Source organism: Methylobacterium sp. CM6244 (genome assembly GCF_054817885.1).
This window is the reverse complement of sequence record NZ_CM139247.1, coordinates 2,737,791-2,760,224: the sequence shown is the minus strand read 5'-3', so window position 1 is coordinate 2,760,224 and position 22,434 is coordinate 2,737,791. Positions and strand designations below refer to the sequence as shown.

General features: G+C 66.0%; 21 protein-coding genes and 4 tRNA genes. 14 read left to right on the top strand and 11 right to left on the bottom strand.

Annotation, left to right across the window (positions count from 1 at the left end; translation table 11 throughout):
• The first annotated feature begins 81 nt into the window (after window positions 1-81).
• Window positions 82-858 (top strand): serine protease, encoded by a 777-nt coding sequence (locus tag ACYQML_RS12805; protein ID WP_461235721.1) that lies wholly within the window; start codon window positions 82-84, stop codon window positions 856-858.
• 14 nt (window positions 859-872) lie between these two features.
• Here ACYQML_RS12805 and ACYQML_RS12800 read toward each other — a convergent pair whose 3' ends face one another.
• Both ACYQML_RS12800 and ACYQML_RS12795 read right to left on the bottom strand, forming a co-directional pair.
• Window positions 873-1,133, bottom strand: coding sequence for a DUF6894 family protein (locus ACYQML_RS12800; protein WP_056430323.1), 261 nt, complete (start codon window positions 1,131-1,133; stop codon window positions 873-875).
• A 370-nt stretch (window positions 1,134-1,503) separates the two neighbouring features.
• Window positions 1,504-2,940 carry an amino acid permease gene (locus ACYQML_RS12795; protein ID WP_461233023.1) on the bottom strand — a complete coding sequence of 479 codons (1,437 nt, stop codon included), beginning with the start codon at window positions 2,938-2,940 and terminating at the stop codon, window positions 1,504-1,506.
• Window positions 2,941-3,094: 154 nt separating this feature from the next.
• Between ACYQML_RS12795 and ACYQML_RS12790 the strand changes: the two genes are divergently transcribed.
• Both ACYQML_RS12790 and rocF read left to right on the top strand, forming a co-directional pair.
• Entirely contained in the window at window positions 3,095-4,162 is a 1,068-nt protein-coding gene (locus ACYQML_RS12790; protein ID WP_461233022.1) for an ornithine cyclodeaminase, read from the top strand.
• 72 nt (window positions 4,163-4,234) lie between these two features.
• Window positions 4,235-5,164 (top strand): arginase, encoded by a 930-nt coding sequence (gene rocF, locus ACYQML_RS12785; protein ID WP_461233021.1) that lies wholly within the window; start codon window positions 4,235-4,237, stop codon window positions 5,162-5,164.
• A gap of 136 nt (window positions 5,165-5,300) precedes the next feature.
• Here the strand turns inward: rocF and ACYQML_RS12780 are convergent, their stop codons facing one another.
• The 4 genes from ACYQML_RS12780 to ACYQML_RS12765 form a co-directional block, all read right to left on the bottom strand.
• On the bottom strand, window positions 5,301-5,573 hold the full coding sequence (locus ACYQML_RS12780; protein ID WP_461224630.1) for a hypothetical protein: 273 nt from the start codon (window positions 5,571-5,573) through the stop codon (window positions 5,301-5,303).
• 1 nt (window position 5,574) lies between these two features.
• Window positions 5,575-6,228, bottom strand: a complete 654-nt coding sequence (locus ACYQML_RS12775) for an RNase A-like domain-containing protein (protein ID WP_461233020.1) — start codon at window positions 6,226-6,228, stop codon at window positions 5,575-5,577.
• A gap of 163 nt (window positions 6,229-6,391) precedes the next feature.
• Window positions 6,392-7,804: a type I glutamate--ammonia ligase gene (gene glnA / locus ACYQML_RS12770; RefSeq protein WP_056430308.1), complete on the bottom strand. Its 1,413-nt coding sequence runs from the start codon at window positions 7,802-7,804 to the stop codon at window positions 6,392-6,394.
• Window positions 7,805-8,038: 234 nt separating this feature from the next.
• On the bottom strand, window positions 8,039-8,377 hold the full coding sequence (locus tag ACYQML_RS12765; RefSeq protein ID WP_003600526.1) for a P-II family nitrogen regulator: 339 nt from the start codon (window positions 8,375-8,377) through the stop codon (window positions 8,039-8,041).
• Window positions 8,378-8,591: 214 nt separating this feature from the next.
• On the opposite strand from ACYQML_RS12765, the gene ACYQML_RS12760 reads away from it, so the two are divergent.
• On the top strand, window positions 8,592-10,085 hold the full coding sequence (locus ACYQML_RS12760) for an NAD(P)H-hydrate dehydratase (RefSeq protein ID WP_461233019.1): 1,494 nt from the start codon (window positions 8,592-8,594) through the stop codon (window positions 10,083-10,085).
• On the opposite strand, the gene ACYQML_RS12755 is transcribed toward ACYQML_RS12760, so the two are convergent.
• Window positions 10,078-11,592 (bottom strand): multicopper oxidase family protein, encoded by a 1,515-nt coding sequence (locus ACYQML_RS12755; RefSeq protein WP_461233018.1) that lies wholly within the window; start codon window positions 11,590-11,592, stop codon window positions 10,078-10,080. The two genes, ACYQML_RS12760 and ACYQML_RS12755, sit on opposite strands and share 8 nt — an antisense overlap.
• Before the next feature lie 196 nt (window positions 11,593-11,788).
• Here ACYQML_RS12755 and ACYQML_RS12750 point away from each other — a divergent pair.
• The 7 genes from ACYQML_RS12750 (at window position 11,789) to ACYQML_RS12720 (ending at window position 18,931) form a co-directional block, all read left to right on the top strand.
• Window positions 11,789-11,873, top strand: a tRNA-Leu gene (locus ACYQML_RS12750).
• A 175-nt stretch (window positions 11,874-12,048) separates the two neighbouring features.
• The gene (gene tig / locus ACYQML_RS12745) at window positions 12,049-13,485 is read left to right on the top strand and encodes a trigger factor (RefSeq protein WP_461233017.1); all 1,437 of its coding nucleotides are present in this window, start codon (window positions 12,049-12,051) and stop codon (window positions 13,483-13,485) included.
• Between the two features lie 131 nt (window positions 13,486-13,616).
• Complete coding sequence (locus ACYQML_RS12740; RefSeq protein WP_026176059.1) at window positions 13,617-14,243, top strand: ATP-dependent Clp protease proteolytic subunit; 627 nt, start codon at window positions 13,617-13,619, stop codon at window positions 14,241-14,243.
• 223 nt (window positions 14,244-14,466) lie between these two features.
• Window positions 14,467-15,738 carry an ATP-dependent Clp protease ATP-binding subunit ClpX gene (clpX, locus tag ACYQML_RS12735; RefSeq protein WP_019904739.1) on the top strand — a complete coding sequence of 424 codons (1,272 nt, stop codon included), beginning with the start codon at window positions 14,467-14,469 and terminating at the stop codon, window positions 15,736-15,738.
• Window positions 15,739-15,992: 254 nt separating this feature from the next.
• Entirely contained in the window at window positions 15,993-18,422 is a 2,430-nt protein-coding gene (gene lon / locus ACYQML_RS12730; RefSeq protein WP_056430302.1) for an endopeptidase La, read from the top strand.
• Between the two features lie 133 nt (window positions 18,423-18,555).
• Window positions 18,556-18,631: transfer RNA gene (locus ACYQML_RS12725), tRNA-Val, on the top strand.
• A 45-nt stretch (window positions 18,632-18,676) separates the two neighbouring features.
• Complete coding sequence (locus tag ACYQML_RS12720) at window positions 18,677-18,931, top strand: hypothetical protein (RefSeq protein WP_461233016.1); 255 nt, start codon at window positions 18,677-18,679, stop codon at window positions 18,929-18,931.
• Window positions 18,932-18,956: 25 nt separating this feature from the next.
• On the opposite strand, the gene ACYQML_RS12715 is transcribed toward ACYQML_RS12720, so the two are convergent.
• The 4 genes from ACYQML_RS12715 to ACYQML_RS12700 form a co-directional block, all read right to left on the bottom strand.
• Complete coding sequence (locus tag ACYQML_RS12715) at window positions 18,957-19,472, bottom strand: CAP domain-containing protein (protein ID WP_461233015.1); 516 nt, start codon at window positions 19,470-19,472, stop codon at window positions 18,957-18,959.
• A 178-nt stretch (window positions 19,473-19,650) separates the two neighbouring features.
• Entirely contained in the window at window positions 19,651-19,866 is a 216-nt protein-coding gene (locus tag ACYQML_RS12710) for a hypothetical protein (RefSeq protein ID WP_461233014.1), read from the bottom strand.
• A 127-nt stretch (window positions 19,867-19,993) separates the two neighbouring features.
• A tRNA-Asp gene (locus ACYQML_RS12705) sits at window positions 19,994-20,070 on the bottom strand.
• Between the two features lie 57 nt (window positions 20,071-20,127).
• Window positions 20,128-20,204: transfer RNA gene (locus tag ACYQML_RS12700), tRNA-Asp, on the bottom strand.
• 318 nt (window positions 20,205-20,522) lie between these two features.
• Here ACYQML_RS12700 and rpmI point away from each other — a divergent pair.
• The 3 genes from rpmI to pheS all read left to right on the top strand — a co-directional run bounded on the left by rpmI (window position 20,523) and on the right by pheS (window position 22,429).
• The gene (rpmI, locus tag ACYQML_RS12695) at window positions 20,523-20,726 is read left to right on the top strand and encodes a 50S ribosomal protein L35 (protein WP_018044555.1); all 204 of its coding nucleotides are present in this window, start codon (window positions 20,523-20,525) and stop codon (window positions 20,724-20,726) included.
• Between the two features lie 46 nt (window positions 20,727-20,772).
• Window positions 20,773-21,147 (top strand): 50S ribosomal protein L20, encoded by a 375-nt coding sequence (gene rplT / locus ACYQML_RS12690; protein ID WP_018044556.1) that lies wholly within the window; start codon window positions 20,773-20,775, stop codon window positions 21,145-21,147.
• A 199-nt stretch (window positions 21,148-21,346) separates the two neighbouring features.
• Complete coding sequence (gene pheS, locus ACYQML_RS12685) at window positions 21,347-22,429, top strand: phenylalanine--tRNA ligase subunit alpha (RefSeq protein ID WP_461233013.1); 1,083 nt, start codon at window positions 21,347-21,349, stop codon at window positions 22,427-22,429.
• Window positions 22,430-22,434: the final 5 nt, after the last annotated feature.

Here is a 22,434-nt window from a genome sequence, read left to right as displayed (position 1 = left end):
GCAGCCGAAAGCTCGATCCGCCGGAGGCACGATGGCCGGTCCCGCCCGCTGCGGAGATGGGCGCTGGCCGGGCTCGCAATCATGGTGTCGGGGGCGGCCTCGGCGGAGGAAGGGCGCATGGCCGCCCTCTATCCGCATGACGGGCGCCGCGATCTGACGGGGGCCGACATCACCCGCTATCCCGGCGCGGGCGTCCTGTTCTGCCATCGCCGGCCGGACGGTATCCCGCAGAAGGCGGCGGCGGCCTGGCTCGTCGGGTCGTCACGCCTCGTGGTGATGAACGCGCACAATTTCCGCAACCGCCGCATGGAGGTGACGCGGGAGGTGGAGGATTGCTTCTTCCAGATCGGCGGGCGGAATTACGGCTTCGTACCGGCGAGCCTGCGCCTCGGCGCGGCGCCCGACGCCAAGGCCCTGCACATCACCGACGATTGGGCCTTGCTCGACCTCACGGAGGCGGTGGTCGGCGCGCCGCCGCAGCCGGTCCCCGAGGCGCCGTCTCTGGCAACGGGCGTCGCGGAGATTCCCGTGGTGATGGTCTCGCCCGGCGGGCACGAGAATTATCGCGGGCCGAGCAGCACCGAGACCTGCGCGATCCACCAGATCGATCCGCCGACGGAGGACGACATCCGCCGCGCCCGGCACAATTGCAATGACGGGTTCGGCGGCTCTGGCTCCGGCCTGTTCGACCTGTCGGGCCGTCTCGTGGCGATGCAGAGCGCCTCGCTCTCCATGAATTCGCGCCGCCCCTTCGACCTCGAGTTCCATTACGGTTCCGCCCTGCTCTTCGAAGGCGCCCTTCTGGCGGCGATCCGGCAGGCCGTGACGGCGGAAGGCGAGGCCCCGAAGACCCGGTGAGGCGACAGGGCGTCTCAATGCACGGTGGGACCCGGCTCTTCCGGCGCGAGGGTGACCACCTCGGAAAACGGGAATTCGAGGACCGTTTCGCCGGATTCGTCGGTGACGACGAGGATTGCCCCCATCAGGCGGGCCTGGGCCTCCGCCTCGCTCATCGTCGCCTGAATCGTGTCGCGGGCGACCTCCCAGGCATGGTCGGCATCCCGCAATTCGGTGCCGGTGGGATCGGCGATGACCTCCCGGCCGATATGGGTGTGAAAGAAGAAGCGGGGCATCGCGGCACTCGATCGGCTTGAGGAACAGCCGATATCAGCTGGAAACCGAGGTGCGGCGGCGCAAGTCCCGCTGGCCCGTCTTGCAGGGCGGAACCGGTCCTCCGCCGTGTCATCGCAGGCAGGCAAAGCCCATGAGGCACGCTCGTCCCAGTCTGGTCTCAGAGCAGATGTGAGGTGTTTTTTTCCAACGCACCACCTCATCCTGAGGTGCCGCGAAGCGGCCTCGAAGGAGGCCTCCAGTCGACGCGCGATCCCTGGAAGCTCCCTCAAAGCCCTTTGCTTGCGCAAAGGTCACCTCAGGATGAGGTGGTCGGCTTGGATGATCGATCCTGGCAAGACGATACGCAGAGAAACCTCATCAGACCGGCTCTCAGGCCCGAGCCAATCGCGAATGACGCTGCGAATAGGCGGCATAGATCATCAGGGCGGCGGCGATCCAGAGCGCGAAGAGCAGGTAGGTGTCCCGTGGCAGCGCCGCGATGAGCATCAGGCAGCAGGCGAGGCTCGCGAGGGGCACGAGCGGGTAGAACGGCACGCGAAATCCTCGCGGCAAGTCGGGGCGCCGCCGGCGCAGGATGATCACGCTGAGAGAAACCGCCGTGAAGGCCACGAGGGTGCCCATGCTGGTGAGGTTAGCGAGCACGTCGAGGGGGACGAGCGCCGCCAGCGAGGCGACGAAGAGCGCCACCGCCAGCGTGTTGGCGTTCGGGCTCCGGCTGCGCCGGTCCACGCGCTGGAACAGCCTGGGCAGCAGTCCGTCCCGGCTCATGGCGAAGAGGATGCGGGTCTGGCCATACATCGTCACCAGGGTCACGGAGAAGATGGAGGCCACCGCCCCGATCGACAGGACGAGGGCCGGCCAGGCCGTCCCGGTGACGTTGCGCAGGATCACCGCCAGCCCGGCATCCTGCCCGGCAAAGTGCGTCCAGGGCTGGGCTCCGATCCCCGCGAGGGCGACGAGGAGGTAGATCGCGGTGACGATGACCAGGGAGACGAGGATGCCGAGGGGCAGCGTGCGGGCCGGGTCGCGCACCTCCTCGCTCGCCGTCGAGATCGTATCGAGGCCGACATAGGAGAAGAAGATCGTCGAGGCGGCGGTGCCGATGCCGGCCCAGCCGAGCGGCGCGAAGGGCGTGAGGTTCGCCGGCTCGAACGCCGTGAGGGCGACCACGGCGAAGAACGCCAGCACCGCGAGCTTCAAGACCACGAGGAACGCGTTGATCGCGGTGGATGCGGCGGTGCCGCGCAGGAGCAGCAGGGTGCACAGGCCGATGAGGACGATGGCCGGCAGGTTGACGTAGCCGCCCCGGCCGGGGGGCTGGCTGATGGAATCGGGCATGGTCCAGCCGAGGAGCGCACCGAAGACCTCGTTGAGATACTGGCCCCATCCGACGGCGATGGCCGAGGCGGAGACCGCGTATTCGAGGAGGAGGCAGGCGCCGACCAGGAAGGCCGCGAGTTCCCCGAGGGTGGCGTAAGCATAGGAATAGGACGAGCCCGAGAGCGGAAGCGCCGAAGCCAGTTCCGCGTAGCAGAGCGCCGTGAGGCCCGCCGTGACGGCGGCCAGCAGGAACGAGACCAGGATGGCGGGGCCTGCCTCCGGCACCGCCGCGCTCAGGATCACGAAAATGCCGGTGCCGACCGTGGCGCCGACCCCGAGCATGACGAGGCGGAACAGGCCGATGGAGCGTTCGAGGGGCCGGGCTCCGGTATCGGCACCCTGCGTCGCGGGGGATACGGGTTTCCGCCGTAGTACCGACCGGCGCCAGTCGCTTGGTCCCCCGTCCGATCCGATCAACGACCCCATCGCGACGCGACCTCACAGCGACCGGGTCGAGAGGTGCCGATCATGATGCCCTGCCCATTTCGCCCTCTCTCATCGCAGCAAGGGCTATGCCGCATCGCGCGGGCGCGCATCCTGCCTATGATCGATTCGGTATCGGTCCGGGAGACGAGGCGTCATGGCGGACAAACTGAATGTCGTTCCCTTCGTCAGCGTGGACAACATGATGAGGCTCGTCCTGGCGATCGGCGTCGAGCGGTTCCTGCGGGAATTGGCCGCCACGATAGAGGAGGATTTCCGGCGCTGGCACCTGTTCGACAAGCAGCCGCGCCTGGCCTCCCACAGCGCGGACGGGGTGATCGAACTGATGCCGACCAGCGACGGCACCACCTACGGCTTCAAATACGTCAACGGTCACCCGAAGAACGCCCGCAGCGGGCGCCAGACCGTGGCCGCCTTCGGCGTGCTGGCCGATGTGGGCAACGGTTATCCGATGCTGCTCACCGAGATGACGATCCTCACGGCTCTGCGCACCGCCGCCATGTCGGCGGTCGCGGCGAAATACCTCGCCCCGAAAGGGGCGCGGACCATGGCGATCATCGGGAACGGCGCCCAGGCCGAGTTCCAGGCCCTGGCCTTCAAGGCCCTCATCGGCATCGATTCCCTGCGCCTCTACGACATCGACCCGGCCGCCAGCGCCAAGTGCCGGCGCAACCTCGCGGGGTTCGGCTTCCGGATCGCGATCTGTTCGAGCACCGCCGAGGCGGTGGAAGGCGCCGACATCGTCACCACGGCGACGGCCGACAAGCAATGCGCCACCATCCTCACCGACAACCTCGTCGGCCCCGGCATCCACATCAACGCCGTCGGCGGGGATTGCCCCGGCAAGACCGAGCTCCACCCCGACATCCTCCGCCGTTCGGACATCGTCGTCGAATATGCACCCCAGACCCGGCTCGAAGGCGAGATCCAGCAATTGCCGGCCGATCACCCTGTCACCGAACTCTGGCGGGTGATCGCCGGCGAGGTGCCGGGGCGGATCGACGACAGGCAGATCACGCTGTTCGATTCCGTCGGTTTCGCGGTCGAGGATTTCTCCGCCCTGCGATACCTGCGCTCGGTGCTGGCCGGCACCGGCTTCTTCGAGGATCTCGACCTGCTGGCGGACCCGGACGATCCCCGCGACCTGTTCGGGATGCTGCTTCGGGCGGAGGGCCGGGCTGGTCCCGATCCTGCGGCGCCATGACGATCCGCCGGCCCGCGCCTCACGGCTGTCGTGCGCGGCCCCTATGGTGTCGGCGGATCGGAGAATGAACCCATGGACGAGAAACGCTGCATCCTCATCGGCGTGCCGGTCCAGGAGGGCACGAACCGGCTGGGCTGCGACATGGGCCCGAGCGCCTACCGGGCCGCCGGTTTGGGCGGCGCCCTCACCTCCCTCGGCCTGGTGGTGGAGGATCGCGGGAACATCGCCCCTCCCCCCGGCGAGGCCGTCGCCCATCCCAATCCGAGCGTGACCAACCTCTCCGACTTCGTGCGCTGGACGTCGGCGCTCAGCGAGGCCGCCTATCGGGCCGGGGGCGAAGGCCTGCCGATCTTCCTCGGCGGCGATCACAGCCTCTCGGCCGGTACGGTCTCGGGCATGAGCCGGCGGGCGGCCGAGGCGGGCCGCGAGTTGCACGTGCTCTGGCTCGACGCGCATCCCGATCTCCACACCCTGGAGACGACGACGAGCGGCAATCTCCACGGCGTGCCCATGGCCTATGCACTCGGCCTCAAGGGGTTCGGCCCCTACCTGCCGCCGCCCGTCGCGCCGGTGAAACCGCATAACGTCTGCATGATCGGCCTGCGCAGCGTCGATCCGGCGGAGCGGCAGACGATCCGCGAGGCCGGGATCACCGTGCACGACATGCGCGCCATCGACGAGTTCGGCATCGGCATCCTGCTGAAGGCCTTCCTCGAACGGGTGGCCGCCGCCGGCGGGTGGCTGCATGTGAGCCTCGACGTGGATTTTCTCGATCCCGGCATCGCGCCGGGCGTCGGCACCACGGTTCCGGGCGGCGCCACCTTCCGCGAGGCGCATCTCGCCATGGAGATGCTGCACGATAGCGGCCTCGTCCGCAGCCTCGATCTCGTCGAGCTCAATCCGTTCCTCGACGAGCGCGGTCGCACCGCGATCCTGATGACGGATCTCGCCGCCAGCCTGATGGGACGCAGCGTCCTCGACCGGCCGACGCGGAGTTTTTGACCGACCGGGTTCACACTACTCCTCGGACAGGCGGAGCGCGTCCCTCTCCCCACAAGGGGGAGGAGAGCCGCGTATCCCGCGAAATGTGTGATGATCGTAGGCTGCCGACACCCGCGCAGGGCGAACGAAACGGCGTTCAGAGCCGGTCGCGGGCGCCGGTCAGGAATGCGCGCAGATCCTGCGCGGTGGGGAAGTAGATGTCGGCGTCCGTCTCCTTCCACAATCCCTTCAACGTCTCGTCGGACGCCTCGCGGAGGGCGCGGTCGATGAACTGCCGCAACCGGACGCGCTCCTCGCCGCGGAAGAGGTTGAGAACGAAATCGTACATCTCGTCGAGCGTCGGCGCGCCGCCACCGATGTCCTGCATGAACCAACGGCCGAACTTCAGGAATTCCGGGGACGCTCGCATGTCAATCTCCGTCGTTGCCCGGATAGGCGGTATGGATGCGGTACCCGCGGGGGTTGCCCGGATCGTGAAGGATAAAGATTCCGACACCGTAAGTCGTACGCATGTACGGCTCAAGCTGCCCCGCCGTGTAGGCTTCCCGACCAGTTTTGTATCCAAATCGGGACTTTAGGAATGCATTGGCCTTTTTCCCGGTTGCGACGTCATCAACTTCGGAGGCGTTCTGTTCCAAGGTGCAGTTGATGAGATCGTTTGCGGTCTCCACAGACTCGAACGTGCCATCTCGCCTGAGGCCATAGTCTACGAACAGAAATCTCCTTTTGCTGGACTGGACGCGCTGCATCATCTGCGCGTCCGTCCTACCGACATGCTCGCGAAGCGTATGGCCGCCGCGCACCTCTTCTTCGGAGAGCACGACCGTGTACCGACGGTTGAGGTCATCCGAGACGTGGACGATCCGCGCATCGTCACCGGAATCATATCCGTCGCCCGCACCGCCGTCCGTCCATTGGCCGCCGTCCGGATGTCCGGCCGGCACGCGGGGTTGATCGGCGTGGTACGCACGGAGCGACAGACGCAACCGCTGAAACGCGACCTGAACACGGCACGACGTGATCAGCCATTTCGCCTGCAGCAGCGCAGTTGTGCTCGACGACATCGGATTAACCCCCTTGATCAAGCTATTATACCTATAAAGGAATAATAGCATAATATCAGTCACGAAATCGGGGGGGTGAAACGCGAAACGCCGGAGCCCCTTTCGAGGCCCCGGCGTCGCGCATTGTCCGAATGGCCGGGCGAGCGCGCCCGACCCGCTCGCCTCAGAGCGAGTAGTACATCGTGAACTCGACCGGATGCGGGGTCATCTCGTAGCGCATCACTTCCGTCATCTTCAGTTCGATGAAGGAGTCGATCTGATCGTCCGAGAACACACCGCCGGCCTTCAGGAAGCCGCGGTCGCGGTCGAGGTTGGTCAGCGCTTCACGCAGGCTGCCACAGACGGTGGGGATCTTCTTCAACTCGCGCGGGGGCAGGTCGTAGAGATCCTTGTCCATGGCCGGGCCCGGATCGATCTTGTTGATGATGCCGTCGAGGCCGGCCATCAGCAGGGCCGAGAAGGCGAGGTAGGGGTTCGCCATCGGATCGGGGAAGCGGACCTCGACGCGCTTGGCCTTCGGGTTCGTCGTCCACGGGATACGACAGGAGGCCGAGCGGTTGCGGGCCGAGTAGGCCAGCAGCACGGGGGCCTCGTAGCCGGGCACCAGACGCTTGTAGGAGTTGGTGGACGGGTTGGTGAAGGCGTTCAGCGCCTTGGCGTGCTTGATGATGCCGCCGATGTACCAGAGGCATTCCTGGCTGAGATCGGCATACTTGTCGCCGGCGAAGATCGGCTTGCCGTCCTTCCAGATCGACTGGTGCACGTGCATGCCCGAGCCGTTGTCGCCGTAGACGGGCTTGGGCATGAAGGTCGCGGTCTTGCCGTAGCTCTGGGCCACGTTATGAATCGCGTATTTGTAGATCTGCATGTGGTCGGCGAGTAGGGTCAGCGTGTCGAACTTCATGCCGAGCTCGTGCTGGGCCGAGGCGACCTCGTGGTGGTGCTTCTCGACCTTGACGCCCATGGACTGCATGGCGGCCAGCATTTCGCCGCGCATGTCCTGCGCCGAATCCTGCGGCGGCACGGGGAAGTAGCCGCCCTTGGTGGCCACGCGGTGGCCGAGGTTGCCGCCCTCGTAATCGGTGAAGCCGTTGGTGGGCAGTTCCACCGAATCGAGCTGGAAGCCGGTATGGTACGGGTCGGAGCCGAACTTCACGTCGTCGAACACGAAGAACTCGGCCTCGGGGCCGACATAGATCGTGTCGCCGATGCCGGTGGACTTGAGGAACGCCTCGGCGAGCTTGGCGGTGCTGCGCGGATCGCGCGAATACGGCAGGCCGGACGAGGGCTCGAGCACGTCGCAGACGATCGACATGGTGGAGGCCGAGAAGAACGGGTCCATGCAGGCGGTCGCCGGGTCGGGCATCAGCAGCATGTCGGATTCGTTGATCGCCTTCCAGCCGGCGATCGACGAGCCGTCGAACATCGTGCCTTCGGCGAAGATTTCCTCATCGACGAGGGACACGTCGAACGTGACGTGCTGCCACTTGCCCCGGGGATCGGTGAAGCGGAAATCGACGTACTTGACGTCGTTGTCCTTGATTTCCTTGAGGACCTGATCGGCGGTCTTTGCCATCCCTGTGTCTCCTTCGAGGCTCAGCCTGTCTCGGCCGTGGTTTTGCCGCACCACGCGGTGGCGTGCCGCGGATTGGGAAGGGGCGTGCGCGAGGGACTTAGCTTCTAGGACGGCGCGAGGCTAGAGCCGCGCTTGGCCGGATTGTAACAGGCCGGCGCCTTCGCCCCATCGTTCCGTTCGACCGTCGCCGCCGGCCGGCCGGAGCCATGCCGGAACATCCGCCGGAAGCGGGCGTCAGATCGCGTCGGTGCCGGTCTCGCCGGTGCGGATGCGGATCGCTTCCTCGATGGTCGAGACGAAGATCTTGCCATCGCCAATGCGTCCGGTCTGGGCCGACTTGCGGATGGCTTCCACGGCACCTTCGACCAGAGCGTCGGAGAGGACGATCTCGAGCTTCACCTTGGGCAGGAAATCGACCACGTATTCGGCGCCGCGATAAAGCTCGGTATGGCCCTTCTGCCGGCCGAACCCCTTGGCTTCGATCACGGTGATGCCCTGAAGGCCGACCTCTTGAAGGGCCTCCTTCACCTCGTCCAGCTTGAATGGCTTGATGATCGCTTCGATCTTCTTCATGCCGAACGGGCCTGACCTGAATGCTGCTCCGGGCCCTTTTCCTACCATCGCGGCACGGCCTTCGCCACGCCGTTTTCCCCGAGACAGGCGTTAAATTGCCCATTCGGTAGGCAACGAATGCAAATCGTTTCAGCCAAGCCCGCTTTGCGCCTGAAATAACGGCGCGGCATGAGCGGTGCGCAGGCATGGACACATGGACAAGGCGAAGTTTCGAATGCCCCCACACCGTCTGATCACCGTCGAAGCGATGCGGAGAATGGACGCCGCCGCCATAGCGGCGGGCGTTCCGGGGATCGAGTTGATGCGCCGGGCGGGCGCCGCCGTGGCCGAGAGGGCCGCCACGATGGTCGCCGCGCCCTCCCGCATCATCGTCCTCTGCGGACCCGGCAACAATGGTGGGGACGGTCTCATTGCCGCCCGCCTCCTCGAACGCAGCGGCTATGCGGTCGATCTCGTCTGCACCGCGCCGGTGGAGAGCCTGACGGGCGACGCCGCGTTGGCCGCCGCTGACTGGCAGGGGCCCGTCCTATCCGAGGCCGATCCGGTGGGGGCCGCCCTCGTCATCGATGCCCTGTTCGGGGCGGGCCTGTCCCGCGACCTCGACGGCGAGGCGAAGGCCATGGTCGAGCGGGTCGCGGCGGCTAACGTGCCCGTTCTTGCAGTCGACATTCCGAGCGGTATCGACGGCGATACGGGCGCTCTACGCGGGGTGGCGCTCAGGGCGCGCGAGACGGTGACTTTCGTCGCGTTGAAGCCGGGCCACCTGCTGCAGCCGGGCCGCGACCATTGCGGTCATCTCCATGTGGCCGATATCGGCATCGGCGACGCTGCCGTCGAACAGGGGTTGGCCGGCACGCCGAGGGTCTGGCGCAACGGGCCGGGTCTCTGGGACTCTGATTTCCCGAGGCTCGACGCCGTCAGTCACAAATACACCAGGGGGCATGTCCTCGCCCTGTCCGGGCCCGCCTTCAAGACCGGGGCGATCCGTCTCGCGGCGCGGGCGGCGTTGCGGGTCGGGGCCGGCCTCGTCACCATCGCCTCCCCCACCGCCGCGATGCCTGAGAACGCCGCGCATCTCACCGCGATCATGCTGACGCCATGCGAGACCGCCGACGACCTCGACGATCTCCTCGTGGACGAGCGCCTCAACGTCATCCTCGCCGGCCCCGGCATGGGGAGCGGCGAGGCGACCCGCGAGCGTGTCGCCGTGGCGGCCGGCGTCGGGCGAAGCCTCGTCCTCGACGCCGACGCGCTCACGAGCTTCAAGGGTCAGGTCGACCAATTGGCGAGCATCATCGCGGATGGCGGGGGGCAGGCAGTGCTGACCCCGCATTCCGGTGAGTTCGGCCGCCTCTTCGCCGATACGGCCGCGGTCGACCCGAAGGCGAGCAAGCTCGAACGGGCCCTGAGGGCGGCGTCTGTCGCCGGGGCGGTGGTGGTGTTGAAGGGCGCCGATACCATCATCGCCGCGCCCGACGGACGCGCCGCGATCAACGACCACGCCACGCCCTATCTCGGCACGGCCGGTTCGGGCGACGTCCTCGGCGGCCTCGCGGCCGGCCTGCTGGCGCAGGGCATGCCGGCCTTCGAGGCGGCCTGCGCGGCGGTCTGGCTCCACGGCGATGCCGGGTTGCGGCATGGGCCGGGCCTCATCGCCGACGACCTGCCGGAGATGATGCCGCGGGTTCTCGCCGGTCTGGTCAAGTGACCTCGAAACTCGTCCACAATCCGGTGTCGAACCGCTCCAGCACCGTGGAGCCGATGACCCAGCGGCCGGGATTGTCCGCCTTGAAGGCGATCCGGGCCGTACGGCCTTCGAGCAGCTGGAACGTGTCGAGCCAATAGGGCTCCCAGCCGTCGTCCAGCGGGTGAAGCAGCCGGAAGGCGTGGCCGTGGACGTGCAGGGCCTGCGGGAAGGCGGTGTCGTTCCGGATCGCCAGGACCACAACCTGGCCGCGCTTCACCGTGAAGGAGGGAGCGGTGCCGGAGGCTCCCGTGATGCCGTTGATCGCCCAGACCCGATTCGGATCACCGGAATAGGCCGGTTCGGCGTTGGGCTTGTCCTTGTCGAGCTTGGCGCCGCCGGTGATCGCGATGTCGCGGCGGATTGCGTTCTGCAGCTTGACCTCGGCGGGCAGGAGTTTGTTCTCGCCCACCGGTGCGATCGGCGGACGCTTCTCCGTCACCGGCTGGCCCTTGGCGGTGAGTGTCGCCAGGACGAGGCCGTTGCCGACCAGGGCATTGACCGTGACGCTGGCGCCGGCCTCCGCCGGCATGTCGAGCATCAGGTCGTAGCGGGTGCCGGGGGGGAAGGGCAGCGTCGCCCGCAACGGCTCGAACGTGTCGGTGGGCTGGCCGTCCACGGCCACCACGTAGACCTTGGCGCCCTCGAACCGGATGCGGGTTCCGCGCGCGTTGCAGACATTGCCGAGCCGCAGGCGGATCCGCGATCCCGGGCGGACCTCCACCGCTTCGGGAACCGGCCTGCCGTTGATCGTGACGAGATTGCCGAGGCGCCCGGAGGCCGCGGCGAAAGCCGTCTGTCCGAACGGCATCAGCGCGCCGTTCTCCTCCAGACGCCAATCCTGCATAAGCAGCGCGAGGTCCTGGTCGAGCGAGGGCGGCGAGGTCTCCTCGACGATCAACGCACCGGCGAGGCCACGTCCGGACGGTTCGCTCGAACCGCCCACGACGAGGGGCCGGATCAGGAACGTGCCCGCATCCGGCGGGACGAAGGAATAGGTGAAGGCCGCACCCGGAGCGATCGGCGGCTGGGTCACGCCGCCGACGCCGTCCATGGCGTTCTGGTTGCGGACCCCGTGCCAGTGGAGGGAGAGCGGCTTGTCCGTCTTGTTTTCGACGCGCAGGCGGACGGTGTCGCCGAGTTTCGCCCGGATGACGGGAAGGCTCGCTTTGCCGTCGAAGGTCCAGACCGGCGTCTCGGCGGCCGGCTCGGGTTTAAGGCGGTTCGTGCCCGGTCCGGCGACGAGCGCGCGCGGTTCGGGCAACGGCTCGGCCGGCTTGGTCTCGGACGGCTTGGCCGGCACGGGCGCTGCCTTTGGGGTAGCCTTGCCCGATCCGGTTTGCGCCCCCGCGCCCGTGATGAAGGCCGGTCCGGCAAGGCCGAGGGCCGCCGCCCGGCCGATCAGCGAACGGCGGGACAGGCCACCGGTCTCCGAGGGCGGGTGGTCATTCTTCAGGTCGGAACTCGGCATGTCACCTCGGACGGGAATGAAGGGATGCTCAGGCGCATCCGGCGCTTTCGCCCGCTTGTAGACGGCGGTCCCGCGCGGCGCCAACCGCCGCCACGCCCCTGATGGGCGAGGTCTTATTTTTTTGCTGCGGACTTGCGCGCGCATGCTATAGGACCGCGCTCTGGCGGCTGAAAAGGCACGCCGGGCGTTGGCGCTTGCGGGCGTGGCGGAACTGGTAGACGCGCTGGATTTAGGTTCCAGTGACGAGAGTCGTGGGGGTTCGAGCCCCTCCGCCCGCACCAGCCTTCGCCGTTGGGAACGGAATGGCTCACAGCGATGGCCGGCCCGCTCTGCCGCTCGGAGTCGGCCTCCGGTCGGGCGTGCTTTGTCAAACGCCGCCTGTGGTGTCCCGCCCTCGACGGCGGCGCCATTCGAGATTTTTTGACCGATCACACGGACGACAGCGGGAAGACGACGATGCAGGTGACCGAGACACTCTCCCAGGGTCTGAAGCGCGAGTTCCAGGTGCTTCTGGCCGCCAAGGAGCTCGAAGAGCGCCTGACGACCGAGCTGTCCACCCTCAAGGACAAGGCCCAGATCAAGGGCTTCCGCCCCGGCAAGGTGCCGGTGGCCCATCTGCGCAAGCTCTACGGCCGCTCGGTGATGGCCGACGTGCTGCAGAACGCGGTCAACGAGGCCAACCAGAAGATCGTCACCGACAACAACCTCAAGCTCGCCCTCGAGCCGAAGATCGAATTCCCCGGTGAGGCTTCCATCGTCGACCGGGCGCTCGAGGCCAAGGACGACCTGTCCTTCAACGTCGCCCTCGAAGTCCTGCCGAGCTTCGAGCTCGTCGACCTGTCCGACGTCACCCTGACGAAGCAAGTCGCCAAGCCGAGCGACGAAGAGGTCGACGAGGCAATCAACCGCATGGCCTCCTCGAACCGCGCCTTCACCCCGAAGGACGAGGGCGCCGAGGCCGCCACGGGCGACCGTGTCACGATCGATTTCGTCGGCAAGATCGACGGCGTCGAGTTCGACGGCGGCAAGGGCGAAGGCGTGGATCTGGAGCTCGGCTCGGGCTCGTTCATCCCCGGCTTCGAAGACCAGCTGGTCGGCGCCAAGGTCGGCCAGTCGCTGGTGGTGAAGTCGACCTTCCCCGAGGCCTACGGTGCCGAGCATCTCGCCGGCAAGGATGCCGAGTTCGACGTGACCGTCACGGCGATCCAGGCTCCGGGCGAGACCAAGATCGACGACGAGCTCGCCAAGGGCTTCGGCATGGAATCGCTGGAGAAGCTGAAGGAAGCCGTCGCCGGCGCCCTCGGTGGTGATTTCGAGGCCCAGTCGCGCCGCAAGCTCAAGAAGGAGCTCCTCGACGCCCTCGACGGCAAGTACGCTTTCGACCTGCCCCCGAGCCTCGTCCACCAGGAATTCGCTGCCGTGTGGGCCCAGGTCGAGCAGGACCTGAAGACCCGCGGCAAGACCTTCGAGGACGAGGGAACCACCGAGGAAAAGGCCACGGCCGAGTACCGCAAGATCGCCGAGCGGCGCGTCCGTCTCGGCTTGGTGCTTGCGCAGGTGGGCGAGACCGCCGATATCAAGGTCAGTGACGACGAGGTGAACCAGGCCCTGATCGCCCGTGTCCGGCAGTATCCCGGGCAGGAGCAGCAGGTCTGGGACTTCTACCGGAAGAACGCACAGGCCCTGGCCGAGCTTCGCGCACCCCTGTTCGAGGAGAAGGTCGTCGACCATGTCCTCGCCCAGGTGAAGCTGGTCGAAGAGCCTGTTTCGAAGGATGCTTTGTTCGCAGATGAGGACGCCGATGCGGCCAACGCCGGATCGACGGAGTCGGAGACGGACAAATCCCAGGCTCCTTCGGGCGACGATCTCCCGGCCGTCGCAAAGGCCGATTGAGCTCGAGGCTCCGAAAAGGGCGGCGGGCTTGGATGTAAAGGCGGCGTTCACCGCCGCCGTAGTTCGCTGACACGTCCGGCTCGCGCGCCATTCGCGCGGCCGGACCCCTTGAAGCCTGGGGCACGAGAATGATGAGAGATCCGGTCGACTATTATAACAGCGCACTCGTTCCCATGGTGGTCGAGCAGTCGAGCCGCGGCGAGCGTGCGTTCGACATCTATTCCCGCCTGCTGCGTGAGCGGATCATCTTCCTCACCGGCCCGGTCGAAGATTACGGCGCTTCGCTGATCGTCGCGCAGCTGCTGTTCCTCGAAGCCGAAAATCCGAAGAAGGAAATTTCCTTCTACATCAACTCGCCCGGTGGCGTGGTGACGTCGGGCCTGTCGATCTACGACACGATGCAGTTCATTCGCTGCCCGGTGACGACCCTCTGCGTCGGCCAGGCCGCCTCGATGGGATCGCTGCTGCTCACCGCCGGTGAGCCCGGCCACCGCTTCGCCCTGCCGAACGCCCGAATCATGGTCCACCAGCCGTCCGGCGGGTTCCAGGGCCAGGCCACGGACATCCTGATCCATGCCCGCGAGATCGAAGCGCTGAAGAAGCGCCTCAACGAGATCTACGTGAAGCATACCGGTCGCGACTACGACACCATCGTCCAGGCGCTCGAGCGCGACAATTTCATGACCGCCGACGCGGCCAAGGAATTCGGCCTGATCGACGAAGTGATCCAGAAGCGTCCCGAGCCGGCCGCAGCCTGATCTCGACCGCGCCGTGGCCGCATGGCGGCCCCGGCGCGTCCTTTAGAGGCGGGCCGCCAATGCGGCTTTGCCTTGATCCCGTCGCGGCAGCATGCTTGCATCGCGAGTCTGACCTACCGGCAGAAAGCGCGCAGGTGACTGTTTCTTTAGGCGGGCGCCCTTAGATCTTAGAAGATGCGCGTGCGCCCCGGGGCTGGCGTCGCACCCGCGAACGGAGACCGATATGAGCAAGACTGGCGGCAACGACTCGAAGAGCACGCTGTACTGCTCGTTTTGCGGCAAGAGCCAGCACGAGGTCCGCAAGCTGATCGCGGGCCCGACGGTGTTCATCTGCGACGAGTGTGTCGAACTGTGCATGGACATCATCCGTGAGGAATCGAAGTCCTCGCTGGTGAAATCGCGCGACGGCGTGCCCACGCCGAAGGAGATCCGCCGCGTCCTGGACGATTACGTCATCGGCCAGGATTTCGCGAAGAAGGTTCTCTCCGTCGCGGTCCACAACCATTACAAGCGCCTCGCCCACGCCTCGAAGCACAACGACGTCGAGCTGGCGAAGTCCAACATCATGCTGATCGGGCCGACCGGTTCGGGCAAGACTCTGCTCGCGCAGACCCTGGCCCGCATCCTCGACGTGCCCTTCACCATGGCCGACGCGACGACGCTGACCGAAGCCGGCTATGTCGGCGAGGATGTCGAGAACATCATCCTGAAGCTGCTCCAGGCGTCGGATTACAACGTCGAGCGGGCGCAGCGCGGCATCGTCTACATCGACGAGATCGACAAGATCTCGCGGAAGTCCGACAACCCGTCGATCACCCGCGACGTGTCGGGTGAAGGCGTGCAGCAGGCCCTCCTGAAGATCATGGAAGGCACCGTCGCCTCCGTGCCCCCGCAGGGCGGTCGCAAGCACCCGCAGCAGGAATTCCTGCAGGTCGACACCACCAACATCCTCTTCATCTGCGGCGGCGCGTTTGCCGGGCTGGAGCGGATCATCTCGGCGCGCGGCAAGGGCACCTCGATCGGCTTCGGCGCGACCGTGCAGGCCCCGGACGACCGCCGCACCGGCGAAATCTTCCGCAATGTCGAGCCCGAGGACCTGCTGAAGTTCGGCCTGATCCCCGAGTTCGTCGGCCGTCTGCCCGTGCTGGCGACGCTGGAGGACCTCGATGAGGTCGCCCTCAAGCGCATCCTGCAGGAGCCGAAGAACGCCCTGGTGAAGCAGTACCAGCGCCTGTTCGAGATGGAGAATGTCGACCTGACGTTCCAGGAAGAGGCGCTCTCCATGGTGGCCCGCAAGGCCATCGAGCGGAAGACCGGCGCCCGCGGCCTGCGCTCGATCCTGGAGACGATCCTGCTCGAGACGATGTACGACCTGCCCGGCCTCGATTCGGTGGAGCAGGTGGTGATCGGTCCCGAGGTGGTCGAGGGCAAGTCGCGCCCGCTCTACATCCATGGCGACCGCAACAAGGACGTTCCCGCGAGCGTCAGCGCCTGAGGGCGCAAAGCGGCGGCAGAGACTTAGCCGCCGAAACGGTCCGGGGAGAATTCTTGAAAAAGCTCTCCCCGGCTTCCATCTGAAGTGTCAGACGGCGATGGCCGCACGCTCACCTTCTGAGGTGCGGTGTCCCGCCTCCAGCCTCACAGTTCAGCGATGCTTCCGACCCCGCGATGCGGACTGGTCGGTCCGTGGCAGGATGCTTGCTCATTTCGAGGAGCTAGAGCCCGGAATCCATCAAGAGGAAGTCCGACATGACCCAATCGAAATCTCGCCAGCCGGTCGTCCCGGGTTCGACGGGCTCCTACGCCGTTCTTCCCCTGCGTGACATCGTCGTCTTCCCGCACATGATCGTGCCGCTCTTCGTCGGCCGCGAGAAGTCGATCCGCGCCCTCGAAGAGGCCGTCCGCACCGACCGCCACATCCTGCTGGCCACCCAGATCAATGCCAGCGACGACGATCCGTCGACCGATGCGATCTATAAGATCGGCACGCTCGCCAGCGTCCTTCAGCTCCTGAAGCTGCCCGACGGTACCGTGAAGGTGCTCGTCGAAGGCGCGGGCCGCGCCAAGATCACGAACTTCAACAAGTCGGATTCCTTCTACGAAGCCGATGTCGAGACGCTGACGGATGAGCTCGGCGATCCCGTCGAGGCAGAGGCTCTCGCCCGCTCGGTCATCTCCGAGTTCGAGAACTACGTGAAGCTCAACAAGAAGATCTCGCCCGAGGTCGTCTCCGCGGTCACCCAGATCGACGAGCCGTCGAAGCTCGCCGATACCGTCGGCTCGCATCTCGCGGTCAAGATCGCCGACAAGCAGGCGATCCTCGAAATTCCCACGGTGGCGGAGCGTCTCGAGCGCGTCCTGTCGCTGATGGAGAGCGAGATCTCCGTGCTGCAGGTGGAAAAGCGCATCCGGACCCGCGTGAAGCGGCAGATGGAGAAGACCCAGCGCGAGTACTACCTCAACGAGCAGATGAAGGCGATCCAGAAGGAACTGGGCGATTCAGAGGACGGCAAGGACGAGCTCGCCGAAATCGAAGAGAAGATCGAGAAGACCAAGTTCTCGAAGGAAGCCCGTGAGAAGGCGATGGCCGAGCTGAAGAAGCTTCGCCAGATGTCGCCGATGTCGGCCGAGGCCACGGTCGTGCGCAACTACCTCGATTGGATGCTCGGCATCCCGTGGTCGAAGCGGTCGCGGATCAAGAAGGATCTGCTGGGCGCCCAGGTCATGCTCGACCAGGACCATTTCGGTCTGGAAAAGGTCAAGGAGCGCATCGTCGAGTATCTCGCCGTGCAGCAGCGCGCGAACAAGCTCACCGGTCCGATCCTGTGCCTCGTCGGTCCTCCCGGCGTCGGCAAGACTTCGCTCGGCAAGTCCATCGCCAAGGCGACCGGTCGCGAATTCGTCCGGATGTCGCTGGGTGGTGTGCGTGACGAGGCCGAGATCCGCGGTCACCGCCGGACCTATATCGGTTCGATGCCCGGCAAGATCGTGCAGTCGATGCGCAAGGCCAAGACCTCGAACCCGCTCATCCTGCTCGATGAGATCGACAAGATGGGCCAGGATTTCCGCGGCGATCCGTCCGCGGCTCTCCTCGAGGTGCTCGACCCGGAGCAGAACGGCACGTTCAACGATCACTACCTGGAGGTCGATTACGATCTCTCGGACGTGATGTTCGTGACGACGGCGAATACGCTCAACATCCCTGCGCCCCTGATGGACCGCATGGAGGTGATCCGCATCGCCGGCTACACCGAGGAAGAGAAGCTTCAGATCGCCCGCAAGCATCTTATCCCGGGTGCCGTAAAGAAGCACGGCCTCACGGCCAAGGAATGGGAGATCGACGATTCTGGCGTCCTCATGCTCATCCGCCGTTACACGCGGGAAGCGGGCGTGCGTAACCTGGAGCGCGAGATCTCGAACCTGATCCGCAAGGCGGTGAAGGAGATCCTCATCACCAAGGTGAAGGCCGTTGCCGTCACCGAGGAGAACCTGCCGGTCTTCCTCGGCGCGCCGAAGTTCCGCTACGGCGAGATTGACGAGGAGGATCAGGTCGGCGTGGTGACGGGTCTCGCCTGGACCGAGGTCGGCGGCGAGTTGCTGACGATCGAAGGCGTCATGATGCCCGGCAAGGGCAAGATGACGGTCACCGGCAACCTGCGTGACGTGATGAAGGAGTCGATCTCGGCGGCGGCGAGCTATGTCCGCTCCCGGGCCCTCGACTTCGGCATCGAGCCGCCGCTGTTCGAGCGTCGCGACATCCACGTCCACGTTCCGGAAGGGGCGACCCCGAAGGACGGTCCGTCGGCCGGTATCGGCATGGCCACCGCCATCATCTCGACCCTCACCGGCATCCCGGTGAGGAAGGATGTGGCGATGACCGGAGAGGTCACTCTGCGTGGCCGCATCCTGCCCATCGGCGGTCTGAAGGAGAAGCTGCTCGCTGCCCTGCGCGGCGGGATCAAGACGGTCCTCATCCCCGAGGAGAACGCCAAGGACATCGCCGAGGTGCCCGACAGCGTGAAGAACGGGATGGAGATCATCCCGGTCTCCCGGATGGACCAGGTGCTTCAGCACGCTCTTGTGAGGGTGCCCGAACGCATCGAGTGGGAGGAGCCGCTCCCGGTCGCCCGCCGTCCGGTGGTCGGCGAGGACGAGCCGACCACGGTGATCGCCCACTGAGCGTCATCCGCAGGTGGAAAAATGGAAAGGCCCTGGGGTTTCCCCGGGGCCTTTTCGTATGGTCCTCCACCGGCCTCGTGCCGAGGAGGGTTGCCATCCCGACGATGCTTGGATTAACGATGCGGCGCGCACCGGGCGGTTAGCTCAGTTGGTAGAGCGTCTCCTTTACACGGAGAGGGTCGGCGGTTCGAGCCCGTCACCGCCCACCATCCCGCTGCCCCTCCCCCTACCCTTCCCGGCAACAGAGACGAGCGATGACCGCGCGCGGCTTCCCCACCCCCTGGCTCGTCGTCGAGAAGGTCGAGAGTTTCTGCGTCGAGGATGCGGACGGAGCGGCCGTCGCCTGGACATACTTCTCCGACGAGCCGGAGAAGCGAGAGGCAACCGGCCTCATGACCCGCGAGGAGGCGTTGCGGATCGCCAGGGCCATCGCGATGATCCCCGAGATGCGCACGATCATTCGCAGCATCCAGGACGGGTTGACCGAAGCGGATCAACTTACGGATTGAGCCGCGCGGCGAGGACGTATGCGCCTCAGTTTCCGGCGAGGACCAGGGCCCAGAAGCGCTTGTAGCGCGTACCCGGCGCATCGACGCGGGCGATGCCAATTCGCTTCAGCTGAGGCATCAGCATGTTCTTGTTGTGCTCGGATGAGGCTTTCCAGCGTGCCAGCACCTCGTCGAACGTATTCGAACCGGCGCTGAGGTTCTCGGCGGCGAAGGAGCGGCCGAACCCCGCCCGCGCCATGCGCGAATCGAAGGTACCGCCGATCTCGTGGCTGAGCTTGCCGGCCCGGGCATTGGATTCCGCCTGGTAGGACGCAGCCCGGATCAGGCTCGAATCCAGCACCACCGGGCCGAGCCCGTGCGACGCCCTGTAGCGGGAGATCGCGGCGGCGGCGGCACCCTCGTCGAGAATCACCGGGCTCGTGAGGTTGTCGGCCTCGGGCAGGATCGTCGGCCCGCCGCAGCCGCCCACCGCCAACAGGCTCCCCAAAAGGACGATGGCGCCCAGCCGCGACAGAATGGGTGAAAGGGGGAAAGCCATCATCGCTCGGTGCCGGTTCGCTGCGCTGCCATGTCGTCGGCTTCGCCATCCCGGTGCGATGGGGCGAAATCGCGGCGGCGGCGCGAACGGGATCGCGGGACGGGCCGGTGTGTCCGATCCGGCACGCCATTGCACTCTGGAGAAGAAACTTGATCGATGCGCGAGGAGGTGCCGATTCGCGTCAGATCCGCGTACCGAGATCGCGGGGCGGCGAACCGCAGCGCCACGCGGTGATGCGGTAATCGGGATGGGTGTCGACCCATCGCGCCAGCTGCGGCTGTGCTACGCGGACGCATCCTCGCGCATCGACGACGTCGAGCGGAAGACGCTTCGATTCACAGGTATCCGGTGCGTTCGCCATGCAGGCGGTGAAGTACAAGAAGAAGAAGCCCGCCATGGTTCGGACAGCCCGTTTCGCGAGTCACGCTCGGGAAAAGGCTAGTGCACGAATGTCCCATATTGAGGGCATCACGCAAAGCAACCCGTTTGGAGGCTGCGTCATCGGCTGCGTGAATTCTTGAGAATGGCGCGGGCGACGGGACTCGAACCCGCGACCTCCGGCGTGACAGGCCGGCACTCTAACCAACTGAGCTACGCCCGCGTATCTGGGTAGCCGGGCATTCGGATCGTCCCGCATGATGCAGGCCGATGATGGACGTGGCGCGGGCGACGGGACTCGAACCCGCGACCTCCGGCGTGACAGGCCGGCACTCTAACCAACTGAGCTACGCCCGCACGGCGTCCCGCCCCGTTTCCGGCGGTGTCGGGGGTCTAGTTTCCGCACCCCGGCCTGTCAAGCAACCGGACGCAGCATTTCCATGGAAAATCCGACGGCGGTCGCTTTGCCGAGCGCTCGGGGGCGAGAGGCGACGACCCGGCGAGCGCAGCCGCCATTGAAACCACGTCTCTTTTCTGTCATACGCCCCCTCGCGTTGAACCGCCCGGCCGATAGGGCTGCCGTGGCGGTTCGTGCTGCTCCATCAGAAGCATCAACCGAGCGCACGCCTTCGACCTGTCCCAGGGTCGGAGGGCATGCGCGTTCAGGAGAGCCAAATGCCCAAGCTGAAAACCAAGTCGGGCGCGAAAAAGCGCTTCAAGATCACCGGCACCGGCAAGGTCATGTATGCCCAGGCCGGTAAGCGCCACGGAATGATCAAGCGGACGACGAAGCAGATCCGCAACCTGCGCGGCACCACCACCCTGTTCGAGGGCGATGCTGCCAACGTGAAGAAGTATTTCCTGCCCAACAGCCGGTAATCCTTCGCCGCAGCCGATACTGTTTTCGTAATCCAGGAGAGAACCCATGGCCCGCGTCAAGCGCGGCGTGACCAGTCACGCAAAGCACAAGAAAGTCCTCAAGGCCGCCCGTGGCTATTACGGCCGGCGCAAGAATACGATCCGGATCGCCAAGCAGGCGGTCGAGAAGGGCATGCAGTATGCCTACCGTGATCGTAAGAACAAGAAGCGCACGTTCCGCGCTCTCTGGATCCAGCGCCTCAACGCCGCTGTCCGCGAGCACGGCCTGACCTATTCGCGCTTCATCAACGGTCTCGCGAAGTCCGGCATCGAGGTGGACCGCAAGGCTCTGTCCGAGCTCGCCATTCACGAGCCGGCCAGCTTCGCGGTCGTCGTGGAGAAGGCCAAGGCCGCTCTTCCGGACCTCGCCAAGGCTGCCTGATTCGTGAAGGCTGCCTGAGGCGCGTTCACACGCCCTCTCATTCGTCGATGCGAAAGGCGCGGGCCGAGAGGTGCCGCGCCTTCGTCTTTTGCAAAGGATCGTCGGCAGGCGCGCTTGCATTGGCGGCGCTTACCCGCAAAACCGCTCGCGGGGGCCGCACACGATCCGAAGGCCAGATGCCAACCGGTGGTTTGAACCGATGACCGATCTCGAAACCCTCGAAGGCGATCTGCTCGGACAGGTCGGGAGCGCATCCGACGAGGCCTCCCTCGACGCCGTGCGCGTCGCTGCGCTCGGCAAGAAGGGCTCGATCTCCGACCTGCTGAAGACCCTCGGCAGCATGACGCCGGACGAGCGCAAGGAGCGTGGTCCGCTCATCAACGGTCTGCGCGACAGGGTGCAGGGCGCCATCGCCACGCGGCGCGAGGCGTTCACAGAGGCCGCCCTCGAAGCACGCCTCGCGGCGGAGCGGATCGACGTGACCCTGCCGGTGCGTGAGGCGCCGGAAGCGCGTGGGCGCATCCATCCGATCAGCCAGGTCATGGACGAGATCACCGCGATCTTCGCCGATATGGGCTTCTCGGTGGCCGAAGGCCCGGACATCGAGACCGACGATTACAACTTCACCGCTCTCAACTTCCCGCCCGGCCATCCGGCGCGCGCGATGCACGACACGTTCTTTCTGGCGCCCGACCGCAACGGCCAGCGCAAGGTGCTGCGCACCCATACGTCGCCGGTCCAGATCCGCACCATGCGGTCCCAGGAGCCGCCGATCCGCGTGATCTGCCCCGGCCGTACCTACCGGCACGATTCCGACCAGACCCACACCCCGATGTTCCATCAGGTCGAGGGGCTGGTGATCGACAAGAGCGCCACCATCGCCAACCTGAAATGGGTGCTGGAGGAGTTCTGCCGCACCTTCTTTGAGGTCGATGCGGTGAAGATGCGCTTCCGGCCGTCCTTCTTCCCCTTCACCGAGCCGTCGGCCGAGGTCGATATCCAGTGTTCGCGCAAAGGCGGCGAGATCCGCTTCGGAGAGGGCACCGACTGGCTCGAAATTCTCGGTTGCGGCATGGTCCATCCGAACGTGCTCCGGAATTGCGGCTACGACCCGGACTTCGTCCAGGGCTTCGCCTTCGGCATGGGCATCGACCGGATCGCCATGCTGAAATACGGCACGCCCGATCTGCGCCCGTTCTTCGAGGCGGATGTGCGCTGGCTGGAGCATTACGGCTTCCGCCCGCTCGATATCCCGAGCCTGGTGGCCGGGCTGACGAGTTAGGATGC